This window comes from Pseudoduganella violacea (genome assembly GCF_014191875.1).
Classification (GTDB): Bacteria; Pseudomonadota; Gammaproteobacteria; order Burkholderiales; family Burkholderiaceae_D; genus Rugamonas; species Rugamonas violacea_A.
This window is the reverse complement of sequence record NZ_JACHXD010000009.1, coordinates 13086-28277: the sequence shown is the minus strand read 5'-3', so window position 1 is coordinate 28277 and position 15192 is coordinate 13086. Positions and strand designations below refer to the sequence as shown.

Here is a 15192-nt window from a genome sequence, read left to right as displayed (position 1 = left end):
TACACCGCCCAGTCTATTCGCGCCGATGATGCAGCGCAATTTCGGCCGATTTATGCCAGACTTAAGAAATCTTGTCACGGAGACCACTTTATGCGCATCCGCCCCACCCTGCTGCCCCTGCTTGGCGCTGTTCTGGCCGCCCCCACCCTAGCCGCCCCCACCTTCGGCACCGCCAGCGAAAACAGCTTGCTGGCCCATATCCAAGTCCTGGCGTCGGACGAGTTCGAAGGCCGCGCGCCCGGCACGCCCGGCGAGGCGAAGACCATAGCCTATCTGGAGCAGCAATTCCGCCGCCTGGGCCTGAAGCCCGGCAATCCGGACGGCAGTTATGTGCAGGCGGTGCCGATGCGCGGCCAGTACGCCACGCCCCGTTTCAGCTACCAGGAAGAGGCGCGCCAGGTGCAGCTGCGCTTCCCCGACGATTTCGTGGCCTATGCCAGCGGCCCTGATGAGCAGCGCGCCGTGCGCGATTCGGAGCTGGTCTTCGTCGGCTACGGGGTGGTGGCGCCCGAGTACGACTGGGACGATTACAAGGGCGCCGACCTGCGCGGCAAGACCCTGCTGATGCTGATCAACGACCCCGCCCTGCCCGACCCGCGCGACCCGAGCCGCCTCGATCCGGCCATGTTCCGCGGCGAAGCCATGACGTATTACGGCCGCTGGAATTACAAGTACGAGAGCGCCGCCCAGCAGGGCGCGGCGGCGGCCCTGATCGTGCACGAAACCAAGCCGGCCGCCTATCCGTATGAGGTGGTGCGCAACGGCGCCCTGGCCGAGCGCTTCAGCCTGCTGGACGACGGCACGGCCGATGGACCGCCCGTGCCGGGCTGGATTCATCTGGACAAGGCAAAGGAACTGGTGGCGGCCGCCGGCTACGATTTCGCGGCGCTCAAACAGGCGGCGCTGTCGAAGGATTTCCATCCCATCAGCCTGAAGGCGCAGGCCAGCTTCGACGTGAGCAGCCAGTCGCGCAAGCTGAATTCGCACAATGTGGTGGGACTGATCGAGGGTTCCGATCCGGTGCTCAAGCACGACTACATCATCTATAGCGCACACTGGGACCATTTCGGCATCGACGAGCGCTTGCCGGGGCCGCGCACGCGCCAGATCTACCATGGCGCGCTGGACAACGCCTCCGGCGTGGGCGCCCTGCTGGAGCTGGCGCAAGCATTCCAAGCCTTGCCGCAACGGCCCAAGCGCTCCATCCTCTTCCTCGCCACCACGGCCGAGGAAAGCGGCCTACTCGGCGCGAAATACTATGGCAACGAGCCGCTCTATCCGCTGGCGCGCACCATCGCCAATATCAATATCGACGGCATCAACGCCTGGGGCCGCACCAGCCAGATCGAGAACGTGACCTCGGGCCATTCCACGCTGGACGAGCTGCTGGCGCGCCACGCCATCGCCCAGGGCCGCAGCATGACGCCCGACGCGCGTCCCGAGCTGGGCAGCTTCTACCGCGCCGACCAGCTGGAATTCGCGCGCCAGGGCGTGCCGGTGCTGTACACCAAGTCGCGCAGCGGCTATATCGGCAAGCCCGACAACTATGCGCGCGAGGTGGTCGATTACTACGTGACCCACGATTACCACAAGGTCAGCGACGATGTGCGCGACAACTGGGATTTCAGCGGCGGCCTGGAGGATATCGAGCTGCTGTTCCGGGTCGGCCATGAGCTGGCCCAGGGCGGCACCCGGCCACAGTGGTATCCCACGTCGGAATTCCGCACCCTGCGCTCCACCCTCAGCCTGCGCGCCAAACCGTAAACGAAAAAAAGCCCGCCAAGGCGGGCTTTCTCCACAGCTACAACCGGTATTACTCGGCGGTAGGAGCGTCTTCCACTGCGGTGACTTCTGGACGGTCCAGCAGCTCGATGTAAGCCATTGGAGCGTTGTCGCCAACGCGGAAACCCATTTTCAGGATACGCAGGTAGCCGCCGTTGCGGTTTGCGTAGCGTGGGCCCAGTTCTGCGAACAGCTTCAGAACCATTTCACGATCGCGCAGGCGGTTGAAGGCCAGACGCTTGTTAGCCAGGGTGTCGGTCTTGCCCAGGGTCAGGATCGGCTCGATAACGCGGCGCAGTTCCTTGGCCTTTGGCAGGGTGGTTTTGATCGCTTCGTGACGCAGCAGCGAAACAGTCATGTTGCGCAGCATTGCCAGACGGTGGGACGAGGTACGGTTCAGTTTACGAAGGCCGTGACGGTGACGCATGGTATTTCCTTTCGGTTGTGTTTAATTCCGAGTTCTTCGATCGCCATGGCTTGCGCCGGGCGCGGACCGGTTTCTGAGGTTAAACCGCCCGGCAGTCATCTGCCGGACGGGGTGCTGCAAACTTACTTCTCCAGACCGGCAGGTGGCCAGTTCTCGAGTTTCATGCCCAAGGTCAGGCCGCGCGACGCCAGCACTTCCTTGATTTCGTTGAGCGACTTGCGGCCCAGGTTCGGGGTCTTCAGCAGCTCGTTTTCGGTGCGCTGGATCAGGTCGCCGATGTAGTAAATGTTTTCGGCTTTCAGGCAGTTGGCCGAACGCACGGTCAGTTCCAGGTCGTCCACTGGACGCAGCAGGATCGGATCGACCAGCGGCGCGCGCGATGGCGCTTCAGCGGCGGCTTCGGTGCCTTCCAGGGCGGCGAACACGTTCAGCTGGTCGACCAGCACGCGGGCCGATTGACGGATCGCTTCTTCCGGGGTGATCACGCCATTGGTTTCAATATTGATGATCAGCTTGTCCAGGTCGGTACGCTGTTCCACACGCGCCGATTCCACGGCGTAGGACACGCGGCGCACTGGCGAGAAGGACGCGTCCAGGATGATGCGGCCGATGGTCTTGTTGGTGTCTTCCGACAGGCGGCGCACATTGCCCGGCACATAGCCACGGCCTTTTTCGACCTTGATCTGCATGTCCAGTTTGCCGCCGGCGGTCAGGTGGGCGATCACGTGGTCCGGATTGATCAGTTCCACATCGTGCGGCAGATCGATGTCCGAAGCCAGCACGGCGCCTTCGCCTTCTTTCTTCAGGGTCAGGGTGACGGAGTCGCGGTTATGCACCTTGAACACCACGCCCTTCAGGTTCAGCAACAGGTCGACCACGTCTTCTTGCACGCCGTCCAGCGAGGAGTACTCGTGCACGACGCCGGCGATGGTCACTTCGGTCGGCGCGTAGCCGATCATCGAGGACAGCAGAACGCGGCGCAGGGCGTTGCCGAGGGTGTGGCCGTAGCCGCGCTCGAACGGCTCCATCACGACTTTTGCGTGGCCGGCGCCCAGGGCTTCGACGTCGATAATACGTGGTTTCAACAAACTGTTTTGCATTGAAATGTCCTTTTCATTACCCTCGGCTCGTTACACCGATAAGGCTGATGGCATTAGTGAAAAAGCCCACTCCGTGGAGTGGGCGGGTCTTGCGGCTTACTTACTGCGATTAACGCGAGTACAGTTCGACGATCAGCGATTCGTTGACGTCGTTGGCGATTTCGTTACGCTCTGGCAGGGACTTGAAGGTACCTTCCATTTTCTTGGCATCCACGGACACCCACGATGGCATGCCGACTTGCTCGGCCAGGGACAGGGCCTCGACGATACGGGTCTGTTTCTTGGCTTTTTCGCGCACGGCGATCACGTCGCCGGTTTTCACGACGTAGGAAGCGATGTTCACCACATTGCCGTTCACGGTGAAGGCTTTGTGCGATACCAGCTGACGCGCTTCAGCGCGGGTCGAGCCGAAGCCCATGCGGTAGGCCACGTTGTCCAGGCGGGTTTCCAGCAGGGACAGCAGGGTTTCACCGGTGTTGCCTTTGCGGCGGTCGGCTTCAGCGAAGTAGCGGCGGAACTGACGTTCCAGGATGCCGTACATACGCTTCACTTTTTGCTTTTCGCGCAGCTGGTTGCCGTAGTCCGAGGTACGGGCGCCGGATTTCACGCCGTGCTGGCCTGGCTTGATGTCCAGTTTGCATTTGGAGTCCAGCGAGCGACGGGCGCTCTTCAGGAACAGATCAGTGCCTTCACGGCGGGACAGTTTTGCTTTTGGTCCGATATAACGTGCCACGGTGTTTTCCTTAAATAATGATGACGCCCCAGCCGCATCGGTATGCGGTTAGGCGCTAGTCTGGCCCGATTGGCCAGACGGTGGCTCAACACGCCCGCCGAAACCGGTTCGACAGGCGAAAATAGCCGGACAGTATAACCGTTTCCGGTCCACTGTTCCAGCGATTTTCTATCCAGCAGGCAGGTGGCCGGCGCGCTGCATGCCGGCCATAGCCATACTGGACTTAGATACGACGACGCTTAGGAGGACGGCAGCCGTTGTGCGGCACTGGGGTCACGTCCTGGATCTCGGTGATCTTGATGCCCAGGTTGTTCAGTGCGCGAACCGCGGATTCACGACCAGGACCTGGGCCCTTGATACGCACTTCCAGGTTCTTCACGCCGCATTCCACCGCCACTTTACCAGCGGCTTCAGCAGCAACCTGCGCTGCGAACGGGGTCGATTTACGCGAACCCTTGAAGCCAGCGCCACCGGAGGTCGCCCACGACAGAGCGTTGCCCTGACGGTCGGTGATGGTGATGATGGTGTTGTTGAACGAAGCGTGAACGTGAGCGATACCTTCAGCGACGTTCTTTTTGACCTTCTTGCGAACGCGCGCTGCTGCTGCGCTGCTTTGTTGCTTAGCCATAGTAGTTTCCTAGATTATTTCTTCAGCGATTGAGCGGCTTTGCGCGGACCTTTACGGGTACGTGCATTGGTGCGGGTGCGCTGACCGCGGACCGGCAGGCCCTTACGGTGACGCATGCCGCGGTAGCAGCCCAGGTCCATCAGACGCTTGATGTTCATCGACAGTTCGCGGCGCAGATCGCCCTCTACTACGAACTTCGCGACTTCATCACGCAGCTTTTCCAGTTCGCTGTCGTCCAGGTCCTTGACCTTTTTATTGGTCGGTACACCCGTTTGGGCGCAGATGAACTGCGCGCGCGGGCGGCCAACACCGTAGATGGCGGTCAGGCCGATAACGGTGTGCTGATGATTTGGGATGTTAACCCCTGCAATACGTGCCATTCGTTATTCCTCGAACTGATTAACCTTGACGCTGCTTATGGCGTGGTTCGACGCAGATTACGCGAACAACACCTTTGCGCTTGATGATCTTGCAGTTGCGGCAGATCCGCTTGACTGAAGCGTTAACTTTCATTTTTGCACTCTCTTTGGTTCGATTACTTAAATTTACTTGGTCCGGAACACAATACGGGCCCGGCTCAGGTCGTACGGCGTCAACTCCACCGTGACCTTGTCGCCAGGGAGAATGCGGATGTAATTCATGCGCATTTTACCCGAAATGTGGCCTAACACCACGTGGCCGTTTTCCAGCTTCACTCGAAATGTTGCATTAGGCAGATTCTCGAGGATCTCGCCTTGCATCTGTATGACGTCGTCTTTTGCCATTTATCGCGTCGGAATTCCGCCCTTGAAGTTAGCTTTGCGCAGCAGCGAATCGTATTGCTGCGACATCACATAGTTTTGTACCTGGGCCATGAAGTCCATGGTCACCACGACAATAATCAACAGAGAAGTACCACCGAAATAGAACGGTACCTTCCACTGGGCGACCATGAATTCCGGCAACAAGCACACCAGGGTGATGTAGACGGCGCCGGCCAGGGTCAAACGGGTCAGAATCTTGTCGATGTAGCGGGCGGTCTGCTCGCCGGGACGGATGCCCGGCACGAACGCACCACTCTTCTTCAAGTTCTCCGCGGTCTCCTTGCTGTTAAACACCAAAGCGGTGTAGAAGAAGCAGAAGAACACAATGGCCACGGCGTACAGCAATGCATGAATCGGCTCGCCGGGGGCCAGCGATGCAGCCAGATCTTTCAGGAACCGCACCACCGGATTGGCGGTGTCGGCACCCTTCGAAAACCAGTCCACGATGGTTGCCGGGAACAAGATAATCGACGAAGCGAAGATTGGCGGAATCACGCCTGCCATATTGAGCTTAAGCGGCAGGTGGCTGGTCTGCCCACCGTAGATCTTGTTACCGACCTGACGTTTGGCATAGTTGACCAGAATCTTGCGCTGACCGCGTTCCACGAACACCACGCCGTAGGTTACCAGGGCAACCAGGGCGACGATGACGATCACCGAGAAGGCGCTGATCGAACCGGTCGACACTTGGGAGAACAAGCCACCCAAGGCACCCGGCAGACCGGCGGCGATACCGGCGAAGATGATGATGGAGATGCCGTTGCCGAGACCACGCTCGGTAATCTGCTCCCCCAGCCACATCAGGAACATGGTGCCGGTCAACAGCGTCACCACGGTCACGAAGCGGAAGCCCATGCCAGGGTCGAGCACCAGGTTCGGCTGGGCTTCCAGCGCGACCGCGATGCCGAAGGCCTGGAACAAAGCCAGACCGACCGTGGCGTAACGGGTGTACTGGGTGATCTTGCGACGACCCGCTTCCCCTTCTTTTTTCAGCGCTTCCATCTGCGGCGACACGATCGACAGCAACTGCATGATGATCGAGGCCGAGATGTACGGCATGATACCCAGCGCAAACACCGTAAAGCGCGACAGGGCGCCACCCGAGAACATGTTGAACATGCCCAGGATGCCGCCTTCCTGCGACTTGAACAGTGCGGCTAACTGTACCGGATCGATTCCCGGAACCGGGACGTGAGCCCCGATCCGATACACCACCAGAGCGCCCAGCAAAAACCAGAGCCGGCCCCAAGGGAACCCGGCTGCGGCACTTTTAGCAAGCTGTGGATTAGTCGCCAATTTTCGCTCCGATTAAGCTTTTAGCGGTCACTCAGGCTACCGAACCGCCGGCAGCTTCGATGGCGGCTTTCGCGCCTGCGGTCACTTTCAGACCTTTCAGGGTGACAGCCTTGGTGATTTCGCCGGAGGCGATCACGCGCACATCGCGTGCCAGCACGTTCAGCACGCCGGCTTGCTTCAGGACCAGGATGTCGACTTCACCGACCGCCAGGGCGTTCAGATCCGACAGACGCACTTCCGCCTTGAAGGTTGCATTCAGCGATTTGAAGCCGCGCTTTGGCAGACGGCGTTGCAGAGGCATCTGACCGCCTTCGAAGCCGACCTTGTGGAAGCCGCCCGAACGCGATTTCTGACCTTTGTGACCACGGCCAGCGGTTTTACCGAGGCCGGAGCCGATACCGCGGCCAACGCGACGCTTAGCGTGTTTCGCGCCAGCTGCTGGTTGAATGGTATTCAATTCCATTTGATTCTCCAGATCGTAAGCCGCAGCTTACGATACGACTTTAACGAGGTAGGCGACCTTGGTGATCATGCCGCGTACCGATGGAGTGTCCTGCAGCTCGGAAACCGAGTTGACACGACGCAGGCCCAGGCCGCGCACGGTGGCACGGTGGTCTTGACGAGTGCCGATCAGGCCCTTCACCAGTTTTACTTTGATAGTGCTCATGCGGTTTCCCCTTAAGCCAGGATGTCTTCCACCGATTTGCCGCGTTTGGCAGCGATCTCGGCAGGAGTGCTCATTTTCGACAGGCCGTCCAGGGTGGCGCGCACCAGGTTGTACGGGTTGTTCGAACCGGTGGATTTGGCTACCACGTCGGTCACGCCCATCACGTCGAAGATTGCGCGCATTGCGCCACCGGCGATGACGCCGGTACCTGGCTTGGCCGGGCTCATCATCACGCGCGAGGCGCCATGACGGCCGGTCACGGTGTGCTGCAGGGTGCCGTTTTTCAGCGGTACTTTGATCAGGTTGCGGCGGGCTTCTTCCATTGCCTTTTGCACACCGACCGGTACCTCTTTCGACTTGCCCTTGCCCATGCCGATGCGGCCATCGCCGTCACCAACCACGGTCAGCGCCGCGAAGCCCATGATACGACCACCCTTGACCACTTTGGTCACGCGGTTGATCGCGATCATTTTTTCGCGCATGCCGTCATCCGGCTTGTCGCTTTGCATTTTTGCTTGCATTTTTGCCATGATCGTATCCTTAGAACTTCAGACCGGCTTCACGCGCGGCTTCAGCCAGCGCCTTGACACGGCCGTGGTAACGGAAACCGGAGCGGTCGAAGGCGACTTCGGTGATGCCCGCTTTCAGTGCTTTTTCTGCGACACGCTTGCCGACCAGTGCGGCAGCGGCGGCGTTGCCACCCTTGCCCGACTTGCCAGCCAGTTCGGCGCGCACTTCCGCTTCTGCGGTGGAGGCCGAAACCAGTACTTTGGCGTCTGGGCTGGTCAAGTTCGCGTAAATGTGCAGATTGGTGCGGTGGACCGACAGGCGGTTCACTTTCAATTGCGCGATCTTGATGCGGGTTTGACGTCCGCGGCGCAGACGAGATTCTTTTTTGTCCATCGTCAGCCCCTAATTACTTCTTCTTGGTTTCTTTAAGCTTAACCACTTCGTCCACATAGCGGACACCCTTGCCTTTATAAGGCTCTGGGGAGCGGTAAGCACGAACTTCGGCGGCCACCTGGCCAACCTTTTGGCGATCGATGCCGCTGATCACGATTTCGGTCGGGGTCGGGGTTGCCACTTTGACGCCGGTTGGCATCGCGTGAACGACCGGGTGGGAGAAGCCCAGCGACAGGTTCAGCTTGTCGCCAGCGGCTTGCGCCTTGTAACCCACGCCAACCAGGCTCAGCTTCTTCTCGAAGCCCTTGGTGACGCCGGTAACCATATTGTTTACCAGGGCGCGCAGGGTGCCGGACATGGCGTTCGCTTCGCGGCTGTCATTGGCCACGTCGAAAGTCAGGGTACCGGCGTTGTTTTCCACTTTCACCAGGCCGTTCAGGCTCTGGCTCAGGGTGCCCAACGGGCCCTTTACGGTGATCGCTTGCGCGGAGATGGCGACTTCGGCGCCAGCCGGCACGGCGATCGGCATTTTAGCTACACGAGACATTGTGCTAACTCCTTAAGCCACGAAGCAGATAACTTCGCCACCGACACCGGTAGCGCGCGCTTTGCGGTCGGTCATGACGCCTTGCGGGGTCGACACGATGGCAACGCCCAGACCGTTCATGACGGTCGGGATTTCGTCCTTGCCCTTGTACACGCGCAGGCCCGGACGGGACACGCGCTCGAGGCGCTCGATAACAGGACGGCCTACATAATATTTCAAACCGATTTTCAGTTCCGCCTTGCCTTCGTTCGAGGTCACGGCGAAATCTTCAATGTAACCCTCGTCCTTGAGGACGTTGGCAATCGCTACTTTCACTTTCGACGATGGCATGGCCACGGTCGACTTCTGCACGCCTTGGGCGTTGCGAATGCGGGTCAGCATATCGGCGATAGGATCGCTCATACTCATTGCTTGTTCTCCTATTACCAGCTGGCTTTAGTCATACCCGGGATCTCACCACGCATGGCGAATTCACGGAGTTTGATACGGCCCAGACCGAATTTACGGAAGGTGCCGCGTGGACGACCGGTCACGACGCAACGGTTGCGTTGACGGGTCGGGTTCGAGTTACGTGGCAGGGCCTGCAGTTTCAGGCGCGCTTCGTAACGCTCTTCTTCCGACTTGGACTGGTCATCAATGATGGCCTTCAGCGAAGCGCGCTTGGCGGCGAATTTCTCAGCCAGGGCCACGCGTTTCTGCTCACGGTTAATCAGTGCGAGTTTTGCCATGATCTACTTAGTTCCTGAACGGGAATTTAAAGGCGGCGAGGAGCGCTTTGGCTTCGTCGTCGGTCTTGGCGGTGGTGGTGATCGAGATGTTCATACCACGCAGCGCGTCGATCTTGTCGTACTCGATTTCCGGGAAGATGATCTGCTCTTTCACACCGATGTTGTAGTTGCCGCGGCCATCGAAGGAACGGCCGGACACGCCACGGAAGTCACGCACGCGCGGCAGGGCCACGGTGATGAAACGGTCCAGGAACTCATACATGCGGGCGCCGCGCAGGGTCACCATGGTACCGATCGGGTAGCCTTCGCGGATTTTGAAACCGGCGATTGCCTTACGGGCCTTGGTCACGACTGGCTTCTGGCCGGCGATCTTGGTCAGGTCGCCAACAGCGTGCTCGATGATCTTCTTGTCGGCTACGGCTTCCGAGAGACCCATGTTCAGGGTGATCTTGGTCAGGCGCGGCACTTCCATTACCGATTTGTAACCGAATTTCTCGGTCAGATCGGCAACGACCTTGTCTTTATAAAATTGTTGCAGACGGGCCATTTCTTATTACCCCTTCACTACTTCGCCGGAGGACTTGAAGATGCGGACTTTTTTGCCGTCCACTTCTTTAAAGCCCACGCGATCTGCCTTACCGGTCGCAGCGTTGAACAGCGCAACGTTGGACACGTGAATAGGCATGGTCTTGTCAACGATGCCACCAGTAACGCCAGTCATCGGGTTAGGCTTGACGGCTTTTTTAGCCAGGTTCACGCCTTCCACCACGACGTGCTCAGCGTCGATACGCTGTTGCACCACGCCGCGTTTGCCCTTGTCCTTGCCGGTCAGGACGATGACTTCGTCGTTTTTGCGAATCTTATCCATTACGACTCCTTACAGGACTTCCGGTGCCAGGGACACGATCTTCATGAACTTCTCAGTACGCAGTTCGCGCGTGACTGGGCCAAAGATACGGGTACCGATCGGTTCCAGCTTGGCGTTCAGCAGAACGGCGGCGTTGCCGTCGAACTTGACCAGGGAACCGTCCTGGCGGCGCACACCTTTAGCGGTACGCACAACCACGGCGTTATAAATTTCACCTTTTTTGACACGGCCACGCGGCTGAGCCACCTTAACGGTGACTTTGATCACGTCGCCAATGCCAGCATAACGGCGCTTGGAGCCGCCCAACACCTTGATGCACATAACTTCTTTCGCACCGGTGTTGTCGGCCACTTCGAGCCGGCTTTCAGTTTGAATCATAGTATTCTCTTTCCCAACTTAAGCCGAAGAATCCACACAATGTGAACCTCGGTCAGTCTTGGTCCCGCCAGACACGCGTAACGCGCCTGTTTGGGTGCTTGACCTTCAGACAAGTACTGACCGCGATCCATGTCTGTGGAAAGACACTTAGCGGCGATACATGAACGAAGCCCGCAAGTATCACATAAAACCTGCGGGCCTGCAAGAACTAATTGGACTGTGGCCGGCACCGCACGGTGCCGGCCGCAAACCTCTTAGACGATTTGTGCAGCTTGCACTACACGAGTCACCGTCCACGCCTTCGTTTTGGAGATCGGGCGACCTTCCTGGATCTCGACCGTATCACCGGCTTTGACTTGGTTGGTCTCGTCGTGCGCGTGGTATTTCGCGGAACGCACGATGATCTTGCCATACAGAGGGTGCTTCACGTGACGCTCGATCAGTACGGTAACGGTCTTGTCCATCTTGTCGGACACCACTTTACCGATCAGCGTGCGCTTGAGCGACTGTTTCACTGGTTCGTTCATTTGGCTTCCTTCAGATTCATTACCGTTTTAACGCGTGCGATATCGCGGCGTACCTTCTTGAGCTGCGAAGTGTTGCTCAGCTGTTGCGTCGCGGTTTGCATACGCAGACCAAACTGGGCCTTCAGCAGATCGTTCAGCTCTTTTTGCAGAGCTGCCTGGTCTTTGCCGCGGAGTTCAGATGCTTTCATATTTCACTCCAATTATTGGCCAACCTGGCGCACCACGAAGGTGGTAGCCAGCGGCAGTTTGGCAGCAGCCAGGCGGAACGCTTCGCGCGCCAGTTCTTCTGCGACGCCATCCATTTCGTACAGTACTTTACCTGGCTGGATTTCAGCCACGTAGTACTCTGGATTACCCTTACCGTTACCCATACGGACTTCGGCAGGCTTGTTCGAAATTGGCTTGTCCGGGAAAACGCGGATCCAGATACGACCGCCACGTTTGATGTGACGGGTCATGGCGCGACGCGCTGCCTCGATTTGACGGGCCGTGATACGGCCGCGTGCAACGGCTTTCAGACCGAATTCGCCGAACGACACGGCGGTGCCGCGCGTGTGCGAAATACCGGTGTTACGGCCTTTCTGCTCTTTACGATACTTTCTGCGTGCTGGTTGCAGCATGATTATTCTCCTGCTTTCTCAGCTGCGGCCGGCTTGGCAGCGCGGCGACCGGCTGGTGCGGTTGCGGTTTTAGCGCCTGGACGTGGGCGGCCAGCTGGCTTGCCGTCGTCACGACGCGGACCACGTGGCTTCTTCTCGTCAGCCGGGGTCTCGATGACTGGTGCTTCGCCGGTAGCGGAGCGGTCGCCTTTGTAAACCCATACCTTCACGCCGATGATGCCGTAGGTGGTCGAAGCTTCGGAAGTGCCGTAGTCGATGTCGGCGCGCAGGGTGTGCAGCGGCACACGACCTTCGCGATACCATTCGGTACGGGCGATCTCGATGCCGTTCAGACGACCGGACGACATGATCTTGATGCCTTGCGCGCCCAGACGCATCGCGTTCTGCATCGCGCGCTTCATGGCGCGGCGGAACATGATACGTTTTTCGAGCTGCTGGGCGATCGAGTCAGCGATCAGCTGGGAATCGATTTCCGGCTTGCGGATTTCTTCGATGTTCACGTGCACCGGCACGCCCATGATCTTGGTCAGGGCGGACTTCAGCACTTCGATGTCTTCGCCTTTTTTACCGATCACGACGCCTGGACGCGAGCTGTAGATGGTGAAGCGCGCGTTCTTCGCTGGACGCTCGATGACGATGCGGCCGACGGAGGCGTTCTTCAGCTTCTTCTTCAGGAAAGCGCGCGCTTTCAGGTCTTCGTTCAGCATCGAAGCGAAGTTGCCGTTGGTTGCGTACCAGCGCGATGCCCAGTTACGGGTAACGGCCAGACGGAAACCGGTTGGATGTATCTTCTGTCCCATCGTGACTCCTTAGTTTCCGACAGTCACGTAAATGTGACAGGATTGTTTCGAGATACGATCACCCCGGCCCTTAGCGCGTGCAGTGAAGCGCTTCAGGATCGGACCCTTTTCGACATAGATCGTTTTCACGAACAGTTCGTCGATGTCGGCACCGTCATTGTGCTCGGCGTTCGCGATGGCGGACTCCAGCACTTTTTTCAGGATGGCCGCGCCTTTTTTCGGGCTGAACTGCAGGATGTTCAGCGCAGCGTCCACCTTTTTACCGCGGATCAGGTCAGCCACCAGGCGGCCTTTTTGATCCGACAGGCGTACGCCTTTGAGGATAGCTTTAGTTTCCATTATTTCTTAGCCTTTTTGTCAGCAGCGTGGCCCTTGAAGGTACGGGTCAGCGCGAATTCGCCGAGCTTGTGACCAACCATGTTCTCGGAAACATACACTGGCACGTGCAGCTTACCGTTGTGCACAGCAATGGTCAGACCGATGAAGTCAGGCATGATCGTCGAACGACGCGACCAGGTTTTGATTGGCTTCTTGTCCTTGGTCGCTTGCGCGGCTTCGACTTTCTTCACCAGGTGGGCGTCGCAGAACGGCCCTTTTTTCAATGAACGAGTCATGGTTTATCCTTATTTCTTGCCGCGGCGCGAGACGATCATCGAAGAAGTGCGCTTGTTCGAACGCGTCTTCTTACCCTTGGTCTGCTGGCCCCATGGCGATACTGGATGACGACCAGCTGCGGTACGGCCTTCACCACCACCGTGCGGGTGGTCGATCGGGTTCATCACCACACCGCGGACGGTTGGGCGAACACCGCGCCAGCGCATGGCGCCAGCTTTACCGATCTTACGCAGATTGTGCTCGCCGTTGCCGACTTCACCGATGGTGGCGCGGCACTCGATGTGCACGCGGCGCACTTCGCCGGAGCGCAGACGCACCTGGGCGTAAGTACCTTCGCGGGCCATCAGCACAACGCCAGCGCCAGCGGTACGGGCCATCTGGGCACCTTTACCTGGCAGCATTTCCACGCAGTGCATGGTGGTGCCGACTGGGATGTTGCGGATTGGCAGGCAGTTGCCGGCCTTGATCGGCGCTTCCGAACCGTTCATCAGCACGTCGCCCACAGCCATGCCTTTGGAGGCGATGATGTAAGCGCGCTCGCCGTCCGCGTAGCACAGCAGGGCGATGTGGGCGGTACGGTTTGGATCGTATTCGATACGTTCCACTTTGGCAGGAATGCCGTCCTTGTTGCGTTTGAAGTCAACCAGACGGTAGTGCTGCTTGTGACCACCACCGATATGACGGGTGGTGATGTGGCCGTTGTTGTTACGGCCGGCGGTCTTCGATTTTTTCTCAACCAGGGCGGCGAAAGGACGGCCTTTGTACAGGTCGGCATTCACCACCTTCACCATGCCGCGACGGCCTGGCGAGGTTGGCTTCATCTTAACGAGTGCCATTATTTAGCCTCCTCGGAGAAATTGATTTCCTGGCCGGGCTTCAGGCACACGAAAGCGCGCTTGGTGTGGTTGCGGCGACCGATGAAACGGCCGGAACGCTTGACTTTACCTTCGCGGTTCACGGTCTGCACCGATTCCACTTCGACCTTGAACAGCAGTTCAACGGCTGCCTTGATTTCTGGCTTGGTCGCATCCTTGGAAACCAGGAACACGATCTGCTCGTTCTTTTCCGCGACCATGGTGGCCTTCTCGGAAATGACCGGCGCCAGCAGCACCTTCATCAGGCGCTCTTCGCTGTGTTTGATGACTGCGCTCATGCCAGCATCTCCTCAATCTTGGCCAGGGCCGCTTTGGTAACCAGGATCTTCTTGTAGAAGACCAGCGACATTGGGTCTGCGTGGCGTGGCTCGACAACCAGCACGTTCGGCAGGTTGCGGGAAGCCAGCAGCAGGTTTTCTTGGATGTCGTCAGCAATGATCAGCACCGAGTCCAGACCCATGCCGTTCAGCTTTTGCGACAGCAGTTTGGTCTTTGGCGCATCGATCGTCAGTTCTTCGATCACCACCAGGCGTTCCTCGCGGGCCAGCTGGGACAGGATCGAGCAGAGACCGGCGCGGTACATCTTCTTGTTCACTTTGTGGGTGAAGTTCTCGTCAGGCGAGTTCGGGAAGATACGACCGCCGCCGCGCCACAGTGGCGAGGAGGACATACCAGCACGCGCGCGGCCGGTGCCTTTTTGGCGCCATGGCTTCTTGGTCGTGTGGTGGACTTCTTCACGGTCTTTCTGCTTGCGGTTGCCGCTACGTGCGTTGGCAGCGTAGGCAACGACGACTTGGTGGATCAGCGCTTCGTTGTAATCACGGCCGAAGACGGTGTCTGCGGCAGCAACGTTGGAGGCGGCTTGACCTTGCGCGTTCAAGAGCTTGAGTTCCAT

28 protein-coding genes are annotated in these 15192 nt (G+C 58.8%); 1 reads left to right on the top strand and 27 read right to left on the bottom strand.

The genetic code is table 11. The annotated features are described in order from the left end of the window. Positions 1-90: 90 nt before the first annotated feature. Entirely contained in the window at positions 91-1764 is a 1674-nt protein-coding gene (locus tag FHS03_RS16140; protein ID WP_183441954.1) for a M28 family peptidase, read from the top strand. A gap of 49 nt (positions 1765-1813) precedes the next feature. Here FHS03_RS16140 and rplQ read toward each other — a convergent pair whose 3' ends face one another. From rplQ to rplD, 27 genes are all read right to left on the bottom strand, one after another. Then, entirely contained in the window at positions 1814-2209 is a 396-nt protein-coding gene (rplQ, locus tag FHS03_RS16135; RefSeq protein WP_183441953.1) for a 50S ribosomal protein L17, read from the bottom strand. A 122-nt stretch (positions 2210-2331) separates the two neighbouring features. Next, a complete protein-coding gene (locus tag FHS03_RS16130) occupies positions 2332-3309 on the bottom strand; it encodes a DNA-directed RNA polymerase subunit alpha (RefSeq protein ID WP_050409749.1) in 978 nt (325 codons plus the stop codon). Positions 3310-3418: 109 nt separating this feature from the next. Then, positions 3419-4042, bottom strand: a complete 624-nt coding sequence (gene rpsD, locus FHS03_RS16125) for a 30S ribosomal protein S4 (protein ID WP_050409750.1) — start codon at positions 4040-4042, stop codon at positions 3419-3421. A 223-nt stretch (positions 4043-4265) separates the two neighbouring features. Further along, on the bottom strand, positions 4266-4670 hold the full coding sequence (gene rpsK / locus FHS03_RS16120; RefSeq protein ID WP_008444339.1) for a 30S ribosomal protein S11: 405 nt from the start codon (positions 4668-4670) through the stop codon (positions 4266-4268). A gap of 14 nt (positions 4671-4684) precedes the next feature. After that, positions 4685-5050 (bottom strand): 30S ribosomal protein S13, encoded by a 366-nt coding sequence (rpsM, locus tag FHS03_RS16115; RefSeq protein ID WP_050409751.1) that lies wholly within the window; start codon positions 5048-5050, stop codon positions 4685-4687. A 19-nt stretch (positions 5051-5069) separates the two neighbouring features. After that, on the bottom strand, positions 5070-5183 hold the full coding sequence (gene rpmJ / locus FHS03_RS16110) for a 50S ribosomal protein L36 (protein ID WP_005663407.1): 114 nt from the start codon (positions 5181-5183) through the stop codon (positions 5070-5072). Between the two features lie 32 nt (positions 5184-5215). Continuing rightward, entirely contained in the window at positions 5216-5434 is a 219-nt protein-coding gene (infA, locus tag FHS03_RS16105) for a translation initiation factor IF-1 (RefSeq protein ID WP_005663428.1), read from the bottom strand. Then, entirely contained in the window at positions 5435-6769 is a 1335-nt protein-coding gene (gene secY, locus FHS03_RS16100) for a preprotein translocase subunit SecY (RefSeq protein ID WP_183441952.1), read from the bottom strand. Between the two features lie 31 nt (positions 6770-6800). After that, positions 6801-7232: a 50S ribosomal protein L15 gene (rplO, locus tag FHS03_RS16095; protein ID WP_050409753.1), complete on the bottom strand. Its 432-nt coding sequence runs from the start codon at positions 7230-7232 to the stop codon at positions 6801-6803. Positions 7233-7259: 27 nt separating this feature from the next. Then, a complete protein-coding gene (rpmD, locus tag FHS03_RS16090; protein ID WP_050409754.1) occupies positions 7260-7436 on the bottom strand; it encodes a 50S ribosomal protein L30 in 177 nt (58 codons plus the stop codon). An 11-nt stretch (positions 7437-7447) separates the two neighbouring features. Continuing rightward, positions 7448-7966 carry a 30S ribosomal protein S5 gene (gene rpsE, locus FHS03_RS16085; RefSeq protein ID WP_050409755.1) on the bottom strand — a complete coding sequence of 173 codons (519 nt, stop codon included), beginning with the start codon at positions 7964-7966 and terminating at the stop codon, positions 7448-7450. A 10-nt stretch (positions 7967-7976) separates the two neighbouring features. Next, positions 7977-8339, bottom strand: a complete 363-nt coding sequence (rplR, locus tag FHS03_RS16080; protein WP_028833785.1) for a 50S ribosomal protein L18 — start codon at positions 8337-8339, stop codon at positions 7977-7979. A gap of 13 nt (positions 8340-8352) precedes the next feature. Then, positions 8353-8886, bottom strand: coding sequence for a 50S ribosomal protein L6 (gene rplF, locus FHS03_RS16075; protein ID WP_050409756.1), 534 nt, complete (start codon positions 8884-8886; stop codon positions 8353-8355). A gap of 12 nt (positions 8887-8898) precedes the next feature. Further along, positions 8899-9294, bottom strand: coding sequence for a 30S ribosomal protein S8 (gene rpsH, locus FHS03_RS16070; protein ID WP_050409757.1), 396 nt, complete (start codon positions 9292-9294; stop codon positions 8899-8901). Between the two features lie 14 nt (positions 9295-9308). Then, positions 9309-9614, bottom strand: coding sequence for a 30S ribosomal protein S14 (gene rpsN, locus FHS03_RS16065; protein ID WP_050409758.1), 306 nt, complete (start codon positions 9612-9614; stop codon positions 9309-9311). A 7-nt stretch (positions 9615-9621) separates the two neighbouring features. Further along, entirely contained in the window at positions 9622-10161 is a 540-nt protein-coding gene (gene rplE, locus FHS03_RS16060) for a 50S ribosomal protein L5 (RefSeq protein ID WP_176347905.1), read from the bottom strand. 6 nt (positions 10162-10167) lie between these two features. Beyond that, a complete protein-coding gene (gene rplX, locus FHS03_RS16055; protein ID WP_050409760.1) occupies positions 10168-10482 on the bottom strand; it encodes a 50S ribosomal protein L24 in 315 nt (104 codons plus the stop codon). 9 nt (positions 10483-10491) lie between these two features. Next, complete coding sequence (rplN, locus tag FHS03_RS16050) at positions 10492-10860, bottom strand: 50S ribosomal protein L14 (protein WP_050409761.1); 369 nt, start codon at positions 10858-10860, stop codon at positions 10492-10494. A 254-nt stretch (positions 10861-11114) separates the two neighbouring features. Next, a complete protein-coding gene (rpsQ, locus tag FHS03_RS16045) occupies positions 11115-11387 on the bottom strand; it encodes a 30S ribosomal protein S17 (protein ID WP_050409762.1) in 273 nt (90 codons plus the stop codon). Further along, positions 11384-11575, bottom strand: a complete 192-nt coding sequence (rpmC, locus tag FHS03_RS16040) for a 50S ribosomal protein L29 (RefSeq protein ID WP_093556911.1) — start codon at positions 11573-11575, stop codon at positions 11384-11386. Before rpmC ends, rpsQ begins: the two co-directional genes overlap by 4 nt. Positions 11576-11587: 12 nt before the next feature. Then, on the bottom strand, positions 11588-12007 hold the full coding sequence (gene rplP, locus FHS03_RS16035) for a 50S ribosomal protein L16 (protein ID WP_050409764.1): 420 nt from the start codon (positions 12005-12007) through the stop codon (positions 11588-11590). Between the two features lie 2 nt (positions 12008-12009). After that, positions 12010-12807, bottom strand: coding sequence for a 30S ribosomal protein S3 (gene rpsC / locus FHS03_RS16030; protein WP_050409765.1), 798 nt, complete (start codon positions 12805-12807; stop codon positions 12010-12012). Positions 12808-12816: 9 nt separating this feature from the next. Further along, a complete protein-coding gene (rplV, locus tag FHS03_RS16025; RefSeq protein WP_176347944.1) occupies positions 12817-13149 on the bottom strand; it encodes a 50S ribosomal protein L22 in 333 nt (110 codons plus the stop codon). Then, positions 13146-13421 carry a 30S ribosomal protein S19 gene (rpsS, locus tag FHS03_RS16020; RefSeq protein WP_050409767.1) on the bottom strand — a complete coding sequence of 92 codons (276 nt, stop codon included), beginning with the start codon at positions 13419-13421 and terminating at the stop codon, positions 13146-13148. Before rpsS ends, rplV begins: the two co-directional genes overlap by 4 nt. Before the next feature lie 9 nt (positions 13422-13430). Then, entirely contained in the window at positions 13431-14258 is an 828-nt protein-coding gene (gene rplB / locus FHS03_RS16015; protein WP_050409768.1) for a 50S ribosomal protein L2, read from the bottom strand. Further along, on the bottom strand, positions 14258-14575 hold the full coding sequence (gene rplW / locus FHS03_RS16010) for a 50S ribosomal protein L23 (RefSeq protein ID WP_176347907.1): 318 nt from the start codon (positions 14573-14575) through the stop codon (positions 14258-14260). Before rplW ends, rplB begins: the two co-directional genes overlap by 1 nt. Continuing rightward, positions 14572-15192, bottom strand: a complete 621-nt coding sequence (rplD, locus tag FHS03_RS16005; RefSeq protein ID WP_183441951.1) for a 50S ribosomal protein L4 — start codon at positions 15190-15192, stop codon at positions 14572-14574. Before rplD ends, rplW begins: the two co-directional genes overlap by 4 nt.